The sequence below is a fragment of the Mycobacterium colombiense genome, from assembly GCF_003284935.1.
Taxonomy (GTDB): Bacteria; Actinomycetota; Actinomycetes; order Mycobacteriales; family Mycobacteriaceae; genus Mycobacterium; species Mycobacterium arosiense_A.
In genome coordinates this window covers 1-18,447 of sequence record NZ_QMEV01000051.1, presented here as the reverse complement: position 1 = coordinate 18,447, position 18,447 = coordinate 1, and the positions used below count along the sequence as shown (strand labels likewise).

18 protein-coding genes and 1 pseudogene are annotated in these 18,447 nt (G+C 68.8%); 7 read left to right on the top strand and 12 right to left on the bottom strand.

The window, feature by feature from the left end:
• Positions 1 to 103 precede the first annotated feature (103 nt).
• The 7 genes from DQP57_RS19690 to DQP57_RS19660 all read right to left on the bottom strand — a co-directional run bounded on the left by DQP57_RS19690 (position 104) and on the right by DQP57_RS19660 (position 7,191).
• Entirely contained in the window at positions 104 to 775 is a 672-nt protein-coding gene (locus DQP57_RS19690) for a sensor domain-containing protein (protein ID WP_430919766.1), read from the bottom strand.
• A gap of 32 nt (positions 776 to 807) precedes the next feature.
• The gene (locus DQP57_RS19685) at positions 808 to 2,256 is read right to left on the bottom strand and encodes a catalase (protein ID WP_112634395.1); all 1,449 of its coding nucleotides are present in this window, start codon (positions 2,254 to 2,256) and stop codon (positions 808 to 810) included.
• Between the two features lie 241 nt (positions 2,257 to 2,497).
• Positions 2,498 to 3,028 carry a hypothetical protein gene (locus DQP57_RS19680; protein WP_112634394.1) on the bottom strand — a complete coding sequence of 177 codons (531 nt, stop codon included), beginning with the start codon at positions 3,026 to 3,028 and terminating at the stop codon, positions 2,498 to 2,500.
• A gap of 154 nt (positions 3,029 to 3,182) precedes the next feature.
• Positions 3,183 to 3,620: a hypothetical protein gene (locus DQP57_RS19675; protein WP_205869175.1), complete on the bottom strand. Its 438-nt coding sequence runs from the start codon at positions 3,618 to 3,620 to the stop codon at positions 3,183 to 3,185.
• Between the two features lie 122 nt (positions 3,621 to 3,742).
• Positions 3,743 to 4,885, bottom strand: coding sequence for a DUF4185 domain-containing protein (locus tag DQP57_RS19670; protein ID WP_112634392.1), 1,143 nt, complete (start codon positions 4,883 to 4,885; stop codon positions 3,743 to 3,745).
• Positions 4,882 to 5,925, bottom strand: coding sequence for an aspartate-semialdehyde dehydrogenase (locus tag DQP57_RS19665; RefSeq protein WP_112634391.1), 1,044 nt, complete (start codon positions 5,923 to 5,925; stop codon positions 4,882 to 4,884). The genes DQP57_RS19670 and DQP57_RS19665 overlap by 4 nt, the downstream gene beginning before the upstream one ends.
• Positions 5,926 to 7,191 (bottom strand): aspartate kinase, encoded by a 1,266-nt coding sequence (locus tag DQP57_RS19660; RefSeq protein ID WP_112634390.1) that lies wholly within the window; start codon positions 7,189 to 7,191, stop codon positions 5,926 to 5,928.
• Between the two features lie 294 nt (positions 7,192 to 7,485).
• Here DQP57_RS19660 and leuA point away from each other — a divergent pair, with 294 nt between their 5' ends.
• On the top strand, positions 7,486 to 9,285 hold the full coding sequence (gene leuA, locus DQP57_RS19655; protein WP_112634389.1) for a 2-isopropylmalate synthase: 1,800 nt from the start codon (positions 7,486 to 7,488) through the stop codon (positions 9,283 to 9,285).
• On the opposite strand, the gene DQP57_RS19650 is transcribed toward leuA, so the two are convergent.
• Complete coding sequence (locus tag DQP57_RS19650) at positions 9,286 to 10,278, bottom strand: DEDDh family exonuclease (RefSeq protein WP_112634388.1); 993 nt, start codon at positions 10,276 to 10,278, stop codon at positions 9,286 to 9,288.
• A 190-nt stretch (positions 10,279 to 10,468) separates the two neighbouring features.
• Here DQP57_RS19650 and DQP57_RS19640 point away from each other — a divergent pair, with 190 nt between their 5' ends.
• Genes DQP57_RS19640 through DQP57_RS19630 form a run of 3 tightly spaced genes read left to right on the top strand, consistent with a single transcriptional unit; the run spans position 10,469 to position 12,832 of the window.
• Positions 10,469 to 11,698, top strand: a complete 1,230-nt coding sequence (locus DQP57_RS19640) for a Mur ligase family protein (RefSeq protein WP_112634387.1) — start codon at positions 10,469 to 10,471, stop codon at positions 11,696 to 11,698.
• Positions 11,699 to 11,702: 4 nt separating this feature from the next.
• Positions 11,703 to 12,398, top strand: coding sequence for a type 1 glutamine amidotransferase (locus tag DQP57_RS19635; RefSeq protein WP_112634412.1), 696 nt, complete (start codon positions 11,703 to 11,705; stop codon positions 12,396 to 12,398).
• Between the two features lie 11 nt (positions 12,399 to 12,409).
• Positions 12,410 to 12,832: a hypothetical protein gene (locus DQP57_RS19630; RefSeq protein ID WP_112634386.1), complete on the top strand. Its 423-nt coding sequence runs from the start codon at positions 12,410 to 12,412 to the stop codon at positions 12,830 to 12,832.
• Positions 12,833 to 12,839: 7 nt separating this feature from the next.
• On the opposite strand, the gene recR is transcribed toward DQP57_RS19630, so the two are convergent.
• Together recR and DQP57_RS19620 are read right to left on the bottom strand one after the other, a co-directional pair.
• Positions 12,840 to 13,451, bottom strand: coding sequence for a recombination mediator RecR (gene recR, locus DQP57_RS19625; RefSeq protein ID WP_008263246.1), 612 nt, complete (start codon positions 13,449 to 13,451; stop codon positions 12,840 to 12,842).
• A 15-nt stretch (positions 13,452 to 13,466) separates the two neighbouring features.
• Positions 13,467 to 13,811 carry a YbaB/EbfC family nucleoid-associated protein gene (locus tag DQP57_RS19620; RefSeq protein ID WP_112634385.1) on the bottom strand — a complete coding sequence of 115 codons (345 nt, stop codon included), beginning with the start codon at positions 13,809 to 13,811 and terminating at the stop codon, positions 13,467 to 13,469.
• Positions 13,812 to 13,909: 98 nt separating this feature from the next.
• Here DQP57_RS19620 and DQP57_RS19615 point away from each other — a divergent pair, with 98 nt between their 5' ends.
• Positions 13,910 to 14,671 carry an Rv3717 family N-acetylmuramoyl-L-alanine amidase gene (locus tag DQP57_RS19615; RefSeq protein ID WP_205869173.1) on the top strand — a complete coding sequence of 254 codons (762 nt, stop codon included), beginning with the start codon at positions 13,910 to 13,912 and terminating at the stop codon, positions 14,669 to 14,671.
• A gap of 1 nt (position 14,672) precedes the next feature.
• Here DQP57_RS19615 and DQP57_RS19610 read toward each other — a convergent pair whose 3' ends face one another.
• Positions 14,673 to 15,110: an SRPBCC family protein gene (locus DQP57_RS19610; RefSeq protein WP_112634383.1), complete on the bottom strand. Its 438-nt coding sequence runs from the start codon at positions 15,108 to 15,110 to the stop codon at positions 14,673 to 14,675.
• A gap of 82 nt (positions 15,111 to 15,192) precedes the next feature.
• Here DQP57_RS19610 and DQP57_RS19605 point away from each other — a divergent pair, with 82 nt between their 5' ends.
• The gene (locus DQP57_RS19605) at positions 15,193 to 16,584 is read left to right on the top strand and encodes an FAD-binding oxidoreductase (RefSeq protein WP_205869174.1); all 1,392 of its coding nucleotides are present in this window, start codon (positions 15,193 to 15,195) and stop codon (positions 16,582 to 16,584) included.
• Positions 16,581 to 17,891 carry a class I SAM-dependent methyltransferase gene (locus DQP57_RS19600; protein WP_205869172.1) on the top strand — a complete coding sequence of 437 codons (1,311 nt, stop codon included), beginning with the start codon at positions 16,581 to 16,583 and terminating at the stop codon, positions 17,889 to 17,891. The genes DQP57_RS19605 and DQP57_RS19600 overlap by 4 nt, the downstream gene beginning before the upstream one ends.
• A 14-nt stretch (positions 17,892 to 17,905) precedes the next feature.
• Here DQP57_RS19600 and DQP57_RS19595 read toward each other — a convergent pair.
• Positions 17,906 to 18,447, bottom strand: a pseudogene (locus DQP57_RS19595) (DNA polymerase III subunit gamma/tau); the annotation flags it as partial.

Below are 18,447 nucleotides of genomic sequence, written 5' to 3'. Positions count from 1 at the left end.
ATCGGCACTACTTCGTCTAGTGCTTCATCTATCAGACGCCCCCGACATATTCCCTTCCGCGCACTTCTCGGTGCTCGGGGATGACGGTCACCCAATCGCTCGATTATTGACCCAGCGCGTTCTGCATCGCCCCAGCTAGCACGTTGACCGCGGGTCCGGCATTGCCGGATTGGCACACTTTCGCCTGCAGCAACACGTTTTCGCGCAGCCTGGTTTGATCGAAGCACCGGCGATCGGTGCCCGCCTCCTGCTTGGTCCAGTTCTCGTCGGCCGGGCCGGCCGGCCCGCCGTCGAACGACCACACCTGCGTGCTGCCGTTGTCCAAGTGGATCGCGGTCGTCTGCCCCGAACAACCCACGGTTCGATCCACCACGCGATGGAACGCGCGGCCCGCGGCGTCATTGGTGGCGAACACCCCGACGGCCTGCTTGACCAGATGGGTCTGGTCGGTGGCCGACGTCTGGGTGACGGCCCCGTTGAACGACGCCAGGTCGGGATCGTTGTACACCTCCGGCAAGCCGATGTCGGCCCAGTTGTTGCACTCGGGAAGGTCCACCCAGTCGCCTTGCCCGGGCTGGGTGAACACCGACTCCCACCCCATGGGTCCGCCGACGATGTTGCCGACCGACCCCTTGCCCAGGACGGCGTAATTCACGACGCCGGGCTCCGACGGGTGCGCGGCCGCGACCGGAACTGCGATGGTGCCCGCCAAGGCCAAGCCGACGACGACCGCGGCCCCGCGCATCTGGGCAACGTGCGTAACCCGCGTGGTCATGCAGCGATCATGCCAGGCGCACCGACGAGCGGTCAGCCCCCGTTGCCGCGCACGCCTTCCTCGACCTTCTTGCCGAGGTCGGGATCGACATTGCGCCAGTACTCGAACACCCGCGACAGCACCGGCTCCTTCACGCCTTGGGAAACGTGACCAATGATGTTGTGCGCCAGGCGTTCCCGGGCCGCGTCGTCGAGAACCTCGCGGACCATGGTGCCGGCCTGCCCCCAGTCGTCGTCCTCGGCGTGCAGCGTGTACGCCGAGCGGACCATGTCGCCGTCGGAATGCCAGCGCACCTCGGCGGCGCGGGCCGGGTCGGCGTGCGGACCACCGTAGGAGTTGGGCGCATAGACGGGGTCGGAGACGTTGTTGATGCGCATGGCGCCGTCTTTGGAGTAGCTGTTCACCTCGACCCTGGGGGTGTTCACCGGGATCTGCCGGTAGTTGGTCCCCAGTCGGGCGCGATGCGCGTCCGAGTACGAAAAGCCCCGCGCCTGCAGCATTTTGTCCGGGCTCAACCCCGTGCCCGGCACGGTGTTGTTCGGCTCGAAGGCCGCTTGCTCGATCTCGGCGTGGTAGTCGGTGACGTTGCGGTTCAGCGTCATCTTGCCGACGTCGATCAACGGGTAGTCGCCGTGCGGCCACACCTTGGTCAGATCGAACGGGTTGAACCGATAGTCCTTGGCTTCCTCGTACGGCATGATCTGCATCTTCAGCGTCCAGCTGGGGTAGTCCCCGCGCTCGATCGACTCGAACAGGTCCCGCTGGTGGTAATCGCCGTCCTCACCGGCCAACCGGTCGGCGTCCTCCTGGGTCAGGAACTCGATGCCCTGATCGGTGATGAAGTGGTACTTCACCCAGAAGATCTCGCCGGCGGCGTTGATCCAGCTGTAGGTGTGGCTGCTGTAGCCGTTCATGTTCCGCCAGGTCTTGGGGATCCCCCGGTCGCCCATCAGCCAGGTCACCTGGTGCGCCGATTCCGGGGACAGGCTCCAAAAGTCCCACTGCATGTTGTGGTCGCGCACATTGCTTGCCTGCAAGCGTTTCTGGGACCGGATGAAGTGCTGGAACTTCAACGGGTCGCGCATGAAGAACACCGGCGTGTTGTTGCCGACGAGGTCGAAGTTGCCCTCGGTGGTGTAGAACTTCAGCGCGAAGCCACGCGGGTCCCGCCAGGTGTCTGGGCTGCCCCGCTCGCCGGCGACCGTCGAAAACCGGGCCAGCATGTCCGTTTTGGTGCCGGGTTGGAACACCGCGGCCCTGGTGTACTTGCTGACGTCGTTGGTCACCTCGAAATGACCAAACGCACCACCGCCTTTGGCGTGTGGCTGGCGCTCCGGGATGCGCTCCCGGTTGAACATCGCCATCTGCTCGATCAGGTAATGGTCCTGCAGCAGAATCGGCCCGTCCGGGCCGATCGTCAGCGACTGATCGTCGCTCGGCGCAGCGATACCGGCGTCGTTGGTCGTGAAACGCTCCGTCATTACCCTCTCCTCGTCACCCGGCCGCCGGCCGCAGGGCGTCAGATCGCACACAGCAACGAATTCGCCTAGTCATCAAGCACTTTCAGCGTGGCTGTGTGTGGCCCGGGCCGTCCGGCCTGCACTCGAGTATTCCCCTTATCTTGATTTGGTCAAGAAATAGCGGGCAACACCGTCGGTCGCCCACTACGGGTCAGTACCCATTCGGGGCCGGACTTAAGGCCGTGACTTGGAGCGGGTGCCGTCAGGGGCGCGGTGCGGGCGCACCGGGGGGCGGGCTGACGGCCGGCGGTTGACCGGGGCCGCTGACGCCGGGGCCGGCAACCGGTCCGCCCGGACCGCCCGGACCGCCGGGAGGCATCGGAACGATCAAGCCGGGACCCCCGGGCCCGTATCCCCACGGCCCGTTGTCGGGTCCGCCCGGCCCGCCTGGTCCGCCGTACCACGGCCCGTAGCCGCCGTACTGCCCTGGCCCGTTGCCCGGCCCGGAACCACCGGGGCCCCAGGGCCCGTTGCCCGGTCCGGGGCCGCCGGGGTGGAACATGCCGTGGTGGTGGTGCTGGCAGTGGTAGTGGTGCTTCCAGATGAAGGCACCGACGAAGAACAGCGACGTGAGGATGAACACGATGCCGGCGACGATCACCACCCAGGCGGCCGCCGTGTAGAGCCGCGGCGGCTGCACCCGGTGCGGGGGTGGCGGCGGTGGCGCAGTGACGGGTGCGGCTGCCGACGGCTCGGCTTTCGGCTCAACTCGTTCTTCGGGTGTCTCGCTCATGCCTTGCCATATTGCCCCGCGCACCCCGTCCCTAACAGGCCCCGGCGAGAAAAATGTGGCGAATCGAGATGCGCCGGTTAGGCGCCGGTTACCGCAAAAGACAGGTGGCCCGGCGCTCGAGTGGAGCGCCGGGCCACTGGTTGGCAAAGGTTTTTCAGTTGGTCAGCATGATGACGCTCGGGGTCTGTCCCAGCGCGGCCGCCGAGTGCAGGACCGACGGCGGGAGCTGGCCCGGGGCCATGCCGCTGGGACGCACGCCCGACGGAGCCGGCGCAGTGCTGGTAGCACCCGGACCGTTCTGGCCACCTTGGCCACCCTGGCCACCCTGGCCGCCCGGTGCGCCCGGTCCACCGAAGTTGCCGGGGCCGCCGGGGCCGCGGTGGTGCACCATCGCGTGGTGGTGCTTGTGGTGGTGGTGCCCGTGATGGCCGCCGCGGTGGCCGAGGATGAAGCCGGTGAAGAAGATGACCGCGACGATGAACACGATGCCGGCGACGATGGCGACCCACGCGGCGAGTTGGAAGACCCGCGGGGCCCGGTAGGCCGCCGCCGCTTCCGCGGCGACCGGTGCAGTGGCGGTGGAGTGCCGCACGGTGGGGGATTCAGATGTTTCACTCATGAGACAAATGATGAAGCCGTTAACAGTAGTGGCGGCTATGCGCTACTTATGTAGCAGCTGTGAACTAAAGCCCCCGGTCAGCGGGCGAAAACCCGCTATTCGGGTCGCAGCGGATTGACCGCGAACTGGATCACCCGGTATGGCGCGGCCACCCGGGCGCGGGTGTCCCACTGGCTGACGAAGATCCGCAGCTCGTCGAGCGTCGAGCCGGGTGAGATGTAGCCGCCGTACGGTTGCGCGAGGCGGTTGTCGTAGGGCGGCGGCAGGCTTTCCGCCGGGTCCGGCCACTCATCGTGTTGCACCACCGTGGTGACCGGCGCGTCGCCCAGGCCGGTGGGGTCGTCCGCGACCCGGACCTCCATGTTGCCGGTGACGGCGTTGAAATAGGACAGCACCGCCTTGCCGTCGATCTGCCGGATGGACATCTCGCCCACCGCGTCGGGCCACATTGGCGTCGGCGATTTGCCCCAGCCGCCCTGCGGACCGGCCGCCCACCCCTGCCAGCGGGACCGGTCGGTGAACGTTTGCGGCGTGGCCCGGTAGAGCACGACCGGGTCCCGGCGGGTGAAACTGTCGGCGACGATGTACACCCACCCGGTCGGTGAATCCGTGGTGGGGATCGGGTCGTAGTAGCCGCTGATCTGCGTCTGCGCACCACCCTGATACGACGCGGGCCGCTTGGACCCGGGGATCGTCTGCCAGCCCGCGCGGGCCGGCTCGGCCGCCACCAGCCGCGAGCTCTGCGGTTCGAGGTTTTTCGTCGTCGTCACCATCAGGTAGTTGCGCCGGTTGATCTGCACCACCCCGGCGGGCAGCTGCGAGGCCCCCGGCGGCGCGGGGTCGGCCAGCAGCGGGTTGCTGATGCCGGTGACCCCGGTGTAGCGCACGCCGCCGGGGTCGTCGACGGAGGACGTGTCGACGCGCAACGCGACCGGTGCGTACCACCCACCAAAGCCGACGCCCTGCCCGGCGAAGCTGTCGCCGCACACTTGGAGCAGTTCGGCGGGGAACTCGACGAACTCACACAGGTCGGTCGCGCCGATGCCGTAATCCCCGGTGGGCGTGCCGGTTCCGGCCGTGGGGCCGATCCGCAGCACCTGGCCGGGCGCCAGCGGCTGCAGCACCGGTTCGGGTGCCGGAGCGGGTGGATCGGCATGCGCTATCCAAAAGCATTGCGGCACAAGCAAAGATGCCACAAGTAGCGAGAACCGCGTCGCGGAACTCACCCGCGGATTCACAACTCGGCGGCGAGTAACTCGGCGATCTGGATGGTGTTCAGCGCCGCCCCCTTGCGCAGGTTGTCACCGGAGATGAACAGCGCCAGGCCGCGGCCGTCGGGCACCCCGGGGTCGCGCCGGATCCGGCCGACCAGCGATTCGTCGACACCGGCGGCCGCCAACGGAGTCGGCACGTCGACCACCTTGACGCCGGGCGCACCGTCGAGCATTTCGCGCGCCCGCTCCGGCGACAGCGGTCGTTCGAACTCGGCGTTGATCGACAGCGAGTGCCCGGTGAACACCGGTACCCGCACGCAGGTGCCGCTGACCGCCAGCTCCGGGATGCCGAGGATCTTGCGGCTCTCGTGGCGCAGCTTCTGGTCCTCGTCGGTCTCGCCGGAGCCGTCGTCGACCAGGGAGCCGGCCAACGGGATCACGTTGAAGGCGATCGGCGCGACGTAGGTCTCGGGCGCCGGGAACGCCACGGCGTTGCCGTCGTGCACCAGCTGCTCGGCGCCGTCGATGACGGCGCGCGCCTGGCCGGCCAGCTCCTCGACCCCGGCGATCCCGCTGCCGGACACCGCCTGATAGCTCGACACCACCAGCCGTTGCAGCCCGGCCTCCTCGTGCAGCACCTTGAGCACCGGCATGGCCGCCATCGTCGTGCAGTTCGGGTTGGCGATGATGCCCTTGGCCAACGAGCGCGCGTCCCGGACGTCCCGCGCAAAGTTCACCTCGGACACCACCAGCGGCACGTCCGGGTCCTTGCGCCACGCCGACGAGTTGTCGATCACCGTCACCCCGGCCGCGGCGAACCGCGGCGCCTGCACCAGCGACATCGTCTTACCGGCGGAGAACAGCGCGATGTCCAGGCCGCTCGGGTCCGCCGTCGCGGCGTCCTCGACCTCGATCTCCTGGCCGCGGAATTCCAGCTTGCGGCCCTGCGAGCGCGCCGACGCGAAGAACCGCACCGACGTCGCGGGGAAGTCCCGCTCGTCGAGCAACCGGCGCATCACCTGGCCGACCTGGCCGGTGGCGCCCACAACTCCGATGGCAACCATTTATCTACCCGTCCCCGCATACACCGTGGCCGACTCCTCGCCGCCGAGCCCGAACGCCTCGTGCAACGCCACGACGGCCTTGTCTAGTTCGGTGTCGCGGCACAGCACCGAGATCCGGATCTCCGAGGTGGAGATGAGCTCGATGTTGACGCCGACCTCGGCCAGCGCCTCACAGAAGGTGGCGGTGACGCCCGGGTGGCTGCGCATGCCCGCCCCGATCAGCGACACCTTCCCGATGTGGTCGTCGTAAAGCAGCTGGCTGAACCCGATCTCGTCCTTGAGCGCATCGAGTTTGGCCACGGCGGTGGGCCCGCTGTCCCGCGAGCAGGTGAAGGTGATGTCGGTCTTGCCGTCCTCGACCTTGGAGACGTTCTGCAACACCATGTCGATGTTGACGTCCGCGTCGGCGAGCGCCCGGAAGACGCGAGCGGCGTATCCGGGGATGTCGGGAATGCCGACAACGGTCACCTTGGCCTCGCTACGGTCGTGCGCGACTCCGGTCAGGATGGGGTCTTCCATGGCTATGTCCTTGATCGATCCGACGACGATGGTGCCCGGGTTTTCCGAATACGAGGATCGGACGTGCACCGGAATGTTGTAGCGGCGCGCGTATTCGACGCAGCGCAGCATCAAAACCTTGGCGCCGCAAGCCGCCATCTCGAGCATCTCTTCGAAGGTGACCGTGTCCAGCTTGCGGGCGTTGTGCACGATCCTCGGGTCGGCGCTGAAGATGCCGTCGACGTCGGTGTAGATCTCGCACACGTCGGCGCGCAGCGCCGCGGCCAGCGCCACCGCGGTGGTGTCCGAACCGCCGCGGCCCAGGGTGGTCACGTCCCGGGTGTCCTGGCTGACGCCCTGGAAGCCGGCCACCAGCACGATGCGCCCCTCGTCGAGCGCGGCCTGCAGCCGTCCCGGCGTGACGTCGATGATCTTCGCGTTGCCGTGCGTGCCGGTGGTGATCACGCCGGCCTGCGAACCGGTGAACGAGCGCGCCTGCGCACCCAGCGATTCGATCGCCATCGCGACCAGGGCATTCGAGATGCGCTCGCCGGCGGTCAGCAGCATGTCGAGTTCGCGCGGCGGCGGCGCCGGACACACCTGTTGGGCCAGATCCATCAGGTCGTCAGTGGTGTCGCCCATCGCGGAGACGACGACCACCACGTCGTTGCCCTGCTTCTTGGTCGCGACGATGCGCTCGGCCACGCGGCGGATCCGATCGGCGTTCGCCACTGAGGATCCGCCGTACTTCTGCACGACGAGCGCCACGGTTTTCCCGCCTCTCCGGCCCTGGGCATTTGAAAATTTCGGGTATAAGTCCACAACAGAATACGTGCCACCGCATGGTGATTTACGTCGCGATACCGAGCGCCCCGGCCTGCGCTTTCGCCGCGGTCTCGGCGCAATTTTCACCCGAGCGCCAATCGCGGTAAAGTTGCCGACGTGCAGCGGGTGCTCCTCCTCGGACGCCGCGACGGGGTCTGATCCAGACCGGCTTCCCGTCGCGGGTGTTCGCGATGCGCCGGTCTGAAGTTCCCCTTCTGATACCCCGGAGCAATCACCGTGACTTCCAATCCCGACGCATTCAGCTCGGCACGCACCATCGTCCAGCCCGCGGGCCCACCCGCACCCGGGCAACCCGCCTGGAACCCGCAGCGCGGGTCGTCGATGCCGATCAACCGGTACCGGCCCTTCGCCGACGAGGTCGAGTCCATCCGGCTGCCCGACCGCACCTGGCCGGACCGGGTCACCAGCAGCGCGCCGCTGTGGTGCGCGGTGGACCTGCGTGACGGCAACCAGGCGCTGATCGACCCGATGAGCCCGGCGCGCAAGCGCCGCATGTTCGATCTGCTGGTTCGCATGGGCTACAAGGAAATCGAAGTGGGATTCCCGTCGGCCAGCCAGACCGACTTCGACTTCGTCCGCGAGATCATCACCGAGGGCGCCATCCCCGACGACGTCACCATCCAGGTGCTCACCCAGTGCCGCCCGGAACTGATCGAGCGCACCTTCGAAGCGTGCGACGGCGCGCCGCAGGCCATCGTGCACTTCTACAACTCGACGTCAATCCTGCAGCGCCGCGTCGTGTTTCGCGCCGACCGCGCCGCGGTGCAGGCCATCGCGACCGAAGGCGCCCGCAAGTGCGTCGAGGAGGCCGCCAAGCATCCCGGCACGCGGTGGCGGTTCGAGTACTCGCCGGAGTCCTACACCGGCACCGAGCTGGAATACGCCAAACAGGTGTGCGACGCCGTCGGCGAGATCATCGCGCCGACCCCGGACAATCCGATCATCTTCAACCTGCCCGCGACCGTGGAAATGGCCACCCCCAACGTCTACGCCGATTCGATCGAGTGGATGAGCCGCAACCTGGCCAACCGGGAGTCGGTCATCCTGAGCCTGCACCCGCACAACGACCGCGGAACCGCCGTCGCCGCAGCAGAATTGGGCTACCAGGCCGGCGCCGACCGCATCGAGGGCTGCCTGTTCGGCAACGGCGAGCGCACCGGGAACGTGTGCCTGGTGACGCTGGGGCTGAACCTGTTCTCCCGCGGCGTGGACCCGCAGATCGACTTCTCCAACATCGACGAGATCCGCCGGACCGTCGAGTACTGCAACCAGCTGCCCGTGCACGAACGGCACCCCTACGGCGGTGACCTGGTCTACACCGCGTTCTCCGGCAGCCACCAGGACGCCATCAACAAGGGGCTGGATCAGATGAAGGTCGACGCGGATGCCGCGGACACCGATGTCGAGGACATGCTCTGGCAGGTGCCCTATCTGCCGATCGACCCCAAGGACGTCGGACGCACCTACGAGGCGGTGATCAGGGTCAACTCGCAGTCGGGCAAGGGCGGGGTGGCCTACATCATGAAGGCCGACCACGGCCTGGCCCTGCCGCGGCGGCTGCAGATCGAGTTCTCCCAGGTGGTGCAGAAGATCAGCGAAGGGGAAGGCGGCGAGGTCAGCCCGAAGGAGATGTGGGACGCCTTCTCCGAGGAGTATCTGGCGCCCGTCCTGCCGCTCGAGCGGATCAAGCAGCGCGTCGACGCGTCGGAGGACGACAGCGGCGTCACCCGCATCACCGCGGTCGTCAAGATCAACGGGGTGGAGACCGAGATCAGCGGGCAGGGCAACGGCCCGCTCGCCGCGTTCGTTCACGCGCTGGGCGATGTCGGCTTCGACGTGGCCGTCCTGGACTACTCCGAGCACGCCATGAGTTCGGGTGACGACGCGCAGGCCGCCGCGTACGTGGAGGCATCGGTCGACGGGAAGACGGTGTGGGGCGTCGGCATCGCGCCGTCGATCACCTCGGCGTCGCTACGCGCGGTCGTGTCCGCGGTCAACCGCGCCGCCCGCGGCTGATCAGAACAGCGCGAGCTGCTGGTCCAGGGCGCGGACGTCGGTGAATTCGTCCATGCTGGCGCCGCCGATCACGGCGCCGAGGCAGGCCATGAACTGCGCGTCGGAGAGCACCGGCACCCCCAACTGCCGGGCGAGGTAGCCCTTGCCCTGCTCGGGGGTGGGGTCGTTGCAGACCACCAGCGAGGTCTCGCGGTCGACGGCGTCGCTGTAGGCCAGCCCGGCATGCAGGATCCGTTCCACGAGTTCCTCGTGGGTGCGGCCGACCTCGGCGGCCAGCGCCACCCGCATGCCCTGCACCAGCGGTCGGCCGCCGACGTAGGGGCCCGGGTTCAGGTACGGGCAGGGCATCCGGGACGCCAGCACCTTCAGCGGGCGCAGCTCATCATGGGTGACGCGGCCGTTCGGCCAGCGGCGCCGGGTCACCGGATGGATCGGCAACCAGATGTCGCCCGCACGGGCGAGCTTGAGCGCCGAGGACAGCACGCCCGTCAGCACCAACGCGTCGTCGAAGGCGTCATGCGGCCGCTCCTGCGTGACCCCCCAGTGCGCCGCTAGCGTCTCGAGCCGCAGGTTGTCGATCCCGAGGTCCAATCGCCGGGCCAGCTCGACCGTGCACATGACGCTGTCGACGGGCAGCTCGGTCTCGGCCAGTTCGGCTTCGGCGGTCAGGAACGCATAGTCGAACGCCACGTTGTGGGCCACCAGGGTGCGCCCACGCAACACCTCGGCGACGTCGCCGACGATGTCGGCGAATTGCGGCTGGTCTTCCAGCATGGCGGCGGTCAGGCCGTGCACGTGGGTGGGGCCCGGGTCCACCCCGGGGTTAAGCAGGCTCACCACCGATTGCTCGACGTTCCCGTCGGCGTCCAGGCCTAGCGCCGCCACGCTGATGATCCGCGCCTGGCCCGGCCGGAAGCCCGAGGTCTCGACGTCGACGACGGCCCAGCCCGCGTCCGGCTCGCTGGCCGGCCGACCCCAGGACACCCCGCTCATGCACTGAGGATGGCACGGTCGACCGACATCACCTGGTCGTTGCGCGCCGTGTCGGCTCGAAAATCGATGAGGGCGACCCGCCGCGCCCGGCGCCAAGCGCCGCGCTTGCGATCACCCTTGGACTCGACGAGGGCGACCCGCCGCGCCCGGCGCCAAGCGCCGCGCTTGCGATCGCCCTTAAACTTCCCGGGTGGTTACCACCCGTGCCCGTCTGGCCCTCGCCGCAGGAGCGAGCGCGCGCTGGGCGTCGCGGGTGACCGGACGCGGGGCCGGGGCGATGATCGGCGGCCTGATCGCGATGACGCTGGACCGCTCGGTGCTCGGGCAACTCGGCGCGGGACGGCGCACCGTCATCGTCACCGGCACCAACGGCAAGTCCACCACCACCCGGATGACGTCGGCCGCGCTGGCGACGCTGGGCGCGGTGGCCACCAACGCCGAGGGCGCCAACATGGACGCCGGGCTGGTCGCCGCGCTGGCCGCCGACCGGGATGCGCCGCTGGCGGCCCTGGAAGTCGACGAAATGCACGTCCCGCACGTGTCCGACGCCGTCGACCCCAGCGTCGTGGTGCTGCTCAACCTGTCGCGCGACCAGCTGGACCGGGTCGGCGAGATCAACGTCATCGAGCGCACCCTGCGCGCGGGCCTGGCCCGGCATCCCGGGGCGGTCGTCGTGGCCAATTGCGACGACGTGCTGATGACGTCGGCCGCCTACGACTGCCCGAACGTCGTGTGGGTGGCCGCGGGTGGGTCGTGGTCGAACGACTCGGTCAGCTGCCCGCGCAGCGGCGAGGTCATCGTCCGCGACCGGGGCCACTGGTACTCCACGGGCGCGGACTTCAAACGGCCCAGCCCGCAGTGGTGGTTCGACGACGACACCCTCTACGGGCCCGACGGCCTGTCGCTGCCGATGCGGCTGGCGCTGCCGGGCGCGGTCAACCGGGGCAACGCCGCCCAGGCCGTCGCGGCCGCGGTCGCGTTGGGCGCGGATCCGGCGTCGGCGGTGGCGGCCGTCTCGGCGGTCGACGAGGTGGCGGGGCGGTATCGGACCGTGCGCGTCGGCGCGCACGAGGTGCGCATCCTGCTGGCCAAAAACCCCGCCGGCTGGCAGGAGGCGCTGTCGATGGTGGACAAGCACGCGGCCGGGGTGGTCATCTCGGTCAACGGCCAGGTGCCCGACGGGGAAGACCTGTCCTGGCTGTGGGACGTGCGGTTCGAGCACTTCGAGGAGACGGACGTGGTGGCGGCCGGTGAGCGCGGCACCGACCTGGCGGTTCGGCTGGGCTATGCGGGCGTCGAGCACACCTTGGTGCACGACACCGTGGCCGCGATCGCGTCGTGCCCGCCCGGTCGGGTGGAGGTCGTCGCCAACTACACCGCCTTCCTCCAGCTGCAACGAGCGTTGGCGCGCCATGGCTGACTCGGTGGTGCGGATCGGCCTGGTGCTGCCCGACGTGATGGGCACCTACGGCGACGGCGGCAACGCGCTGGTGCTGCGGCAGCGGCTCCGGCTGCGCGGCCTCGCCGCCGAGATCGTCGAGATCACGCTGGCCGACCCGGTGCCCGAGTCGCTGGACCTCTACACGCTGGGCGGCGCGGAGGACTACGCGCAGCGCCTGGCCACCCGGCACCTGATCAAATACCCCGGCCTGCAGCGCGCCGCGGAGCGGGGCGCTCCGGTGCTGGCCATCTGCGCGGCCGTTCAGATGCTCGGGCACTGGTATGAAACGTCGGCCGGGGAACGCGTCGACGGCGTGGGCATGCTGGACGCGACGACGTCGCCGCAACAGGCGCGCACCATCGGCGAGCTGGCGACCAATCCGCTGCTGGCGGGCCTGACCGAGCGCCTCACCGGTTTCGAGAACCACCGCGGCGGCACCGTCCTGGGACCGGCGGCCTCTCCGCTGGGCGCCGTGGTCAAGGGCGCGGGCAACAGGTCCGGCGACGGCTTCGACGGCGCGGTGCAGGGCAGCGTGATCGCGACCTACATGCACGGGCCATGCCTGGCCCGCAACCCGCAACTGGCCGACCTGCTGCTCGGCACGGTGGTCGGTGAGCTGCCGCCGCTGCCCATGCCGGAGGTGGACTTGCTGCGCCGCGAACGGTTAGCGGCGCGCTAGGAAGAAACGAGATGACGAAGATCAGCCACAGACTCGCCGCCGGTGCCGCGTTGACCGCCGCGTTCCTCGCGTCGCCGCCGCCGGCGCGCGCCAACCCCGAGGTCCCCATGGGCCGATACACCGTGCTCTACACCGACAGCGACAATGCGACCGCGTGGGTGTTCGTCCCATGCGGGTCCGACTGCACGCTGGCGACCTCGCAGGGCGGCGGGACGTTCGTCATCAGTTGGGAGTTCCACCTCGCGGACGGGCGGTGGAGCCACAGCGGCCCCGCCCAGGCGCCGTGCGCGAACGGCGCTTCGGTCCCCGCGACCGTCGACTACAGCTTCGACGCGGTGTCGCTTGCCGGCGAGGGCCGGACGACGCTAGCGGACGGGTGCGGCGGGGCGCCGGGCACGACCGTCACCAGAGCGTTCCAACTGACTAAGGGCTGAACAGACCTCAGACCATGGCCCGGCGCCCGGCTAGGGCACGACCGAGCGTCAACTCGTCGGCGAACTCCAGGTCCCCGCCCATCGGCAGCCCCGACGCGATCCGGGTCACCGTCAGGCCCGGGATGTCGCGCAGCATCCGCACCAGGTAAGTGGCGGTCGCCTCGCCCTCCGTGTTCGGGTCGGTGGCGATGATCACCTCGGTGATGTCGACGTCGTCGACCCGCTCACCGATCCGGCTCAACAGCTCGCGGATCCGCAGCTGATCGGGCCCCACCCCGGACAACGGATCGAGCGCACCGCCCAGCACGTGGTAGCGGCCGCGGAATTCGCGGGTGCGCTCGACGGCCTGGACGTCCTTGGGTTCCTCGACGACGCACACCTGCGAGCCGTCCCGGCGGGGATCCGCGCAGATCCGGCATCGCTCGTTGTCGGAGACGTTGCCGCACACGGCACAGAACCGCACGCCGTCGCGGACCTTCGCCAGCACCGCGGTCAGCCGGTCGATGTCCGGCGGTTCGACCGACAACAGGTGAAAGGCGATGCGTTGCGCGCTTTTGGGCCCGATGCCCGGCAGCTTGCCGAGCTCGTCGATCAAATCCTGGACGGGTCCTTCGAACATGACGGTGGCGAGAGCCTAAAGCCCCTGCGCCGGCGCGGGCGGTTGCCCCGGCGGGGGGCCGAAGCCGCCGGCCAGCGACCCCAATCGCTCCTGGGCCATCCGGGTGACCTGCTTGGACGCGTCCCCCATGGCGCCGACGATCAAGTCCTGCAGGGTCTCGATGTCTGACGGGTCGACGACGGACGGGTCGATCTTCACCGCGATCACCTCGCCGCTGCCCTTGACGACGACCTCGACCAAACCCCCGCCGGCCTGACCATGCACCTCGGCGTTCGCCAGTTGTTGCTGGGCCTCCATGAGCTTTTGCTGCATCTGCTGCGCCTGGGCGAGCAGCGCCGACATGTCGCCTCCGGGTTGCATGACAATCCCCTCGCATCTTGGTCTCGAGTTGGTTTCGCTCGTGAGTCTCCGGCGATTCGAAACCCCCAGCGTAGACCGCGCGGCGTTAGCTTTGCGCCGTGGACCTACGACTGAGCAGACGTGTCGGGATCAAAGTGGCGGTCGGTGTGCTCGTCGCCGCTTCGACGGCGATCATGCCGACCGCGACAGCGGTCCCGTCCAACATCGCCGGCATGGTGGTTTTCATCGATCCGGGCCATAACGGCTCGAACGACGGCTCCATCAACCGTCAGGTGCCCACCGGCCGCGGCGGCACCAAGGATTGCCAGACCAGCGGAACGGCCACCAACAGCGGCTACATGGAGCACACCTTCACCTGGGACACCGCGCTGCGCGTGCGCGCCGAGCTGAGCGCCCTGGGAGTGCGGACCGCGCTGTCCCGCGCCAACGACAGCGGCCTGGGGCCGTGCGTCGACGAACGCGCGAACGCGGCCAACGCGCTGCATCCCAACGCGGTGCTGTCCATCCACGCCGACGGCGGTCCGCCGTCCGGCCGGGGATTCCACGTCAACTACTCGGCGCCGCCGCTCAACCAGGTGCAGGCGGGCCCGTCGGTGCAGTACGCGCGGATCATGCGCGACCAGATGCAGGGCGCGGGGATCCCGCCGGCCAACTACATCGGCCAGAACGGTCTCTACGGCCGCTCGGATCTGACCGGCCTGAACCTGGCGCAGTACCCGTCGATCCTGGTCGAGTGCGGCAACATGAAGAATCCCGCCGACTCGGCGCTGATGGAATCCGCCGAGGGCCGGCAGAAGTACGCCGACGCGCTGGTCCGCGGAGTCGCGGGGTTCCTGGCCTCGCAGGGCCAGGCCCGCTAGCTCAGCTCTCCAGCTCTTTTTTCAGGTTGGCCAGCACCTCGCCCTGAATCCTCTTCAGCCCCAACGGCGCAAAGGTCTTTTCGAAGAAGCCCTTCACACCGCCCGCGCCCGTCCAGGTGGTCTTCACGGTGACGCTGGAGCCGGGCCCGGCGGGGGCCACCGTCCAGTTGATGATCATGGACGAGTTCGCGTCCTTCTCGATGACGGTGTGCCCGGCCACGTCGACGTTGACCTGCACGTCGCGCACGCGTGACTTGGTGGCCTGCAGCTTCCACTTGGCGACCGTGCCCGCGCCCTGACCGCCCTGCAGCACCTGGTAGTCGCTGTACTGCGGGGACAGGATCTTCGGGCGGACATTCTGGTAGTCCGCGACGGCGGCAAGGGTTGCCGCGGGCTCCGCGTTGACCAAGATGGTGCTCTCTGCGCTCACCTGTCCCAAGGCGATCCCTCCTCACGATGATTTCCCCGGTGCCGCCCGCTCGCGACGGGTGCACGGGCTGTTGTCGAAGACTAGGGTATATCTGGTGCCTGTCCTTGGATCTGCACTCTCGGCCCACAAGTCCGGCGTAGACCGGATGCTGGCAAGTTATCGATCCATCCCGGCAACCTCGGTCGTCCGGCTGGCCAAGCCGACGTCAAATCTGTTCCGCGCCCGGACCAAACGCGATGCGCCCGGCCTGGACACGTCCGGGCTGACCGGCGTTTTGAGCGTGGACCCCGAAACCCGCACGGCCGACGTCGCCGGCATGTGCACGTACGCGGACCTGGTCGCCGCCACACTGCCGTACGGCCTTTCACCGCTGGTCGTCCCCCAGCTCAAGACCATCACCCTCGGTGGCGCGGTGAGCGGACTGGGTATCGAGTCGTCGTCGTTTCGCAACGGCCTGCCGCACGAATCGGTGCTGGAGATGGACATCCTCACCGGCGCTGGCGATTTGCTCACCACCTCGCGCACCCAGCATCCCGACCTCTTCCGCGCCTTCCCGAATTCCTATGGGACGCTTGGCTATTCGACGCGTCTTCGGATCGAGCTGGAACCCATCGCGCCGTTCGTGGCGCTGCGGCACGTCCGGTTCCGCTCGCTGCCCGATCTGGTCGCGGCGATGGAACGCATCATCGACACCGGCGGGCAGGGCGGGACGCCGGTGGACTACCTCGACGGGGTGGTGTTCAGCGCCGACGAAAGCTACCTGTGCGTGGGCCGACGAACCACCACCCCCGGCCCGGTCAGCGACTACACCGGCCGCAACATCTACTACCAGTCCATCCGGCACGACTCGGCGGGCGTCGAGGCCACCAAGGATGACCGGCTGACCATGAACGATTACTTCTGGCGCTGGGACACCGACTGGTTCTGGTGCTCGCGCGCCTTCGGCGTGCAGGACCCGCGGCTGCGGCGCTGGTGGCCGCGCCGCTACCGGCGCAGCAGTTTCTACTCGAAGCTCATCGCGATGGATCGGCGGTTCGGCATCGCCGACCGGATCGAGAAGCGCCACGGCCGGCCACCGCGCGAACGGGTGGTGCAAGACGTCGAGGTGCCGGTCGAACGGACCTGCGACTTCCTGGAATGGTTCCTCGATAGCGTTCCCATCACGCCAATCTGGTTGTGCCCGTTGCGTCTACGCGACCACGAGGGCTGGCCGCTGTACCCGATGCGGCCGGATCACACCTACGTCAACATCGGCTTCTGGTCGTCGGTCCCGGCCGGCCCCACCGAGGGCGCCACCAACCGGATGATCGAAGCCAAGGTGGGCGAGCTCGACGGGCACAAGTCGCTGTACTCGGACTCGTACTACTCCCGCGAGGACTTCGACGAGTTGTACGGCGGCGAGGCCTACAACACCGTCAAGAAAACCTATGACCCCGATTCTCGTTTACTCGACCTCTACGCAAAGGCGGTACAACGGCGATGACGACGACCAAAGAACCGCACCGCTCGTCGACGGGCAAACTCAGCATGGCCGAGATCCTGGAGGTCTTCGCCGCGACCGGGCGACATCCGCTGAAGTTCACCGCCTATGACGGCAGCACCGCCGGCAGCGAAGACGCCGAACTGGGCCTGGACCTTCGCACCCCGCGCGGCGCCACCTACCTGGCCACCGCGCCGGGCGAGCTCGGCCTGGCCCGCGCCTACGTGGCGGGCGACCTGCAGGCCTACGGCGTGCACCCGGGTGATCCGTACCAGTTGCTCAAGACGCTGACCGACCGGGTGCAGTTCAAGCGCCCGCCGGCGCGGGTGCTGGCCAACGTCGTGCGTTCGCTGGGCTTCGAGCGGTTGCTGCCGGTCGCGCCGCCGCCGCAGGAAACCCCGCCCAGGTGGCGCCGGGTCGCCGACGGGCTGATGCACACCAAGACCCGTGACGCCGAGGCCATCCACCACCACTACGACGTCTCCAACACCTTCTACGAACTGGTGCTGGGTCCGTCGATGACGTATACGTGCGCGGTGTATCCCGACGCTCAGGCGACGCTGGAGGACGCGCAGCAGAACAAGTACCGGCTGATTTTCGAGAAGTTGCGGCTGCGGCCGGGCGACCGGCTGCTCGACGTCGGGTGCGGCTGGGGCGGCATGGTGCGGTACGCCGCGCGCCACGGCGTGCGGGCCATCGGCGCCACCCTGTCGGCCGAGCAGGCGAAGTGGGCGCAGCGGGCGATCGCCGACGAAGGCCTCACCGAGCTGGCCGAGGTCCGGCACACCGACTACCGCGACGTCGGTGAGACGCAGTTCGACGCCGTCTCCTCCATCGGGCTGACCGAGCACATCGGCGTCAAGAACTACCCCGCCTACTTCGGCTTCCTCAAGTCGAAGCTGCGCACCGGCGGGCTGCTGCTCAACCACTGCATCACCCGCCACGACAACACCTCGACCTCGTTCGCCGGGGGGTTCACCGATCGCTACGTCTTCCCGGACGGCGAGCTGACCGGCTCGGGCCGCATCACCAGCGACATCCAGGACGCGGGCCTGGAGGTGCTGCACGCGGAGAACTTCCGCCATCACTACGCGATGACGCTGCGCGACTGGTGCCACAACCTGGTCGAACACTGGGACGTGGCCGTCGCCGAGGTCGGCTTGCCGACCGCCAAGGTGTGGGGCCTGTACATGGCGGCGTCACGGGTTGCGTTCGAGCAGAACAACCTTCAGCTGCATCACGTTCTGGCGGCCAACGTCGACCCGCGCGGCGACGACGACCTGCCGCTGCGGCCGTGGTGGACGCCGTGACCCTGCCGCCCCGTCTAGCCGTTGTCGATGCGACGGGCGCCCAGCTCATTCTGTAGCAGTTCCAGCGCGACCTCTTCGGGGTCTCGGCGCGGCGCCGACGGCTCGTCGCGGACCGCTTCGGCGAGCATGTGTTCCTCTTCGTCGCGCCGCGCGGAGTCCGCGTCGGGTGCCGGCTCCTCCGCGCTCGGGACGGCGGGCGCGCTCCCCCCGGCGGCGGGCGGGACCGTCGGCGCCGATGCCGGTGCGCCGGCCTCACACCGCACGCGCCAGTTCACGCCGAGCGCGTCCTTGAGCGCCTCGGCGATCACGTCGGCGTTGCGCTGTTCGCAGAGCCGCTTGGCCAGCGGCGCCGATTCATGGCTCAGCACCAGCATGTTGCCCTCGATGGCCCGCACGGTCGCACCGGCCAGCATCACCTCGGTGGTGCGGCTGCGCTGACGCACCTTTTCACGCACCGTCGGCCACATGCTGCGCACCGCGGCGGTGTTGAGTTCCCCTGGCGCGGAGGCTGATTCGGGCGACGGCGGCGGAGCCGCGGCGGGCTCGGGCTCGGGCG

What these genes read in the sequence shown, in the direction of transcription:
- recR (WP_008263246.1), bottom strand. Translation starts at nt 13,451, where the DNA reads ATGTTCGAAGGACCCGTCCAGGATTTGATCGACGAGCTCGGCAAGCTG.
- DQP57_RS19620 (WP_112634385.1), bottom strand. Translation starts at nt 13,811, where the DNA reads ATGCAACCCGGAGGCGACATGTCGGCGCTGCTCGCCCAGGCGCAGCAG.
- DQP57_RS19650 (WP_112634388.1), bottom strand. Translation starts at nt 10,278, where the DNA reads ATGAGCGGGGTGTCCTGGGGTCGGCCGGCCAGCGAGCCGGACGCGGGC.
- DQP57_RS19685 (WP_112634395.1), bottom strand. Translation starts at nt 2,256, where the DNA reads ATGACGGAGCGTTTCACGACCAACGACGCCGGTATCGCTGCGCCGAGC.
- DQP57_RS19690 (WP_430919766.1), bottom strand. Translation starts at nt 775, where the DNA reads ATGACCACGCGGGTTACGCACGTTGCCCAGATGCGCGGGGCCGCGGTC.
- DQP57_RS19665 (WP_112634391.1), bottom strand. Translation starts at nt 5,925, where the DNA reads ATGGTTGCCATCGGAGTTGTGGGCGCCACCGGCCAGGTCGGCCAGGTG.
- DQP57_RS19680 (WP_112634394.1), bottom strand. Translation starts at nt 3,028, where the DNA reads ATGAGCGAGACACCCGAAGAACGAGTTGAGCCGAAAGCCGAGCCGTCG.
- DQP57_RS19600 (WP_205869172.1), top strand. Translation starts at nt 16,581, where the DNA reads ATGACGACGACCAAAGAACCGCACCGCTCGTCGACGGGCAAACTCAGC.
- DQP57_RS19630 (WP_112634386.1), top strand. Translation starts at nt 12,410, where the DNA reads ATGACGAAGATCAGCCACAGACTCGCCGCCGGTGCCGCGTTGACCGCC.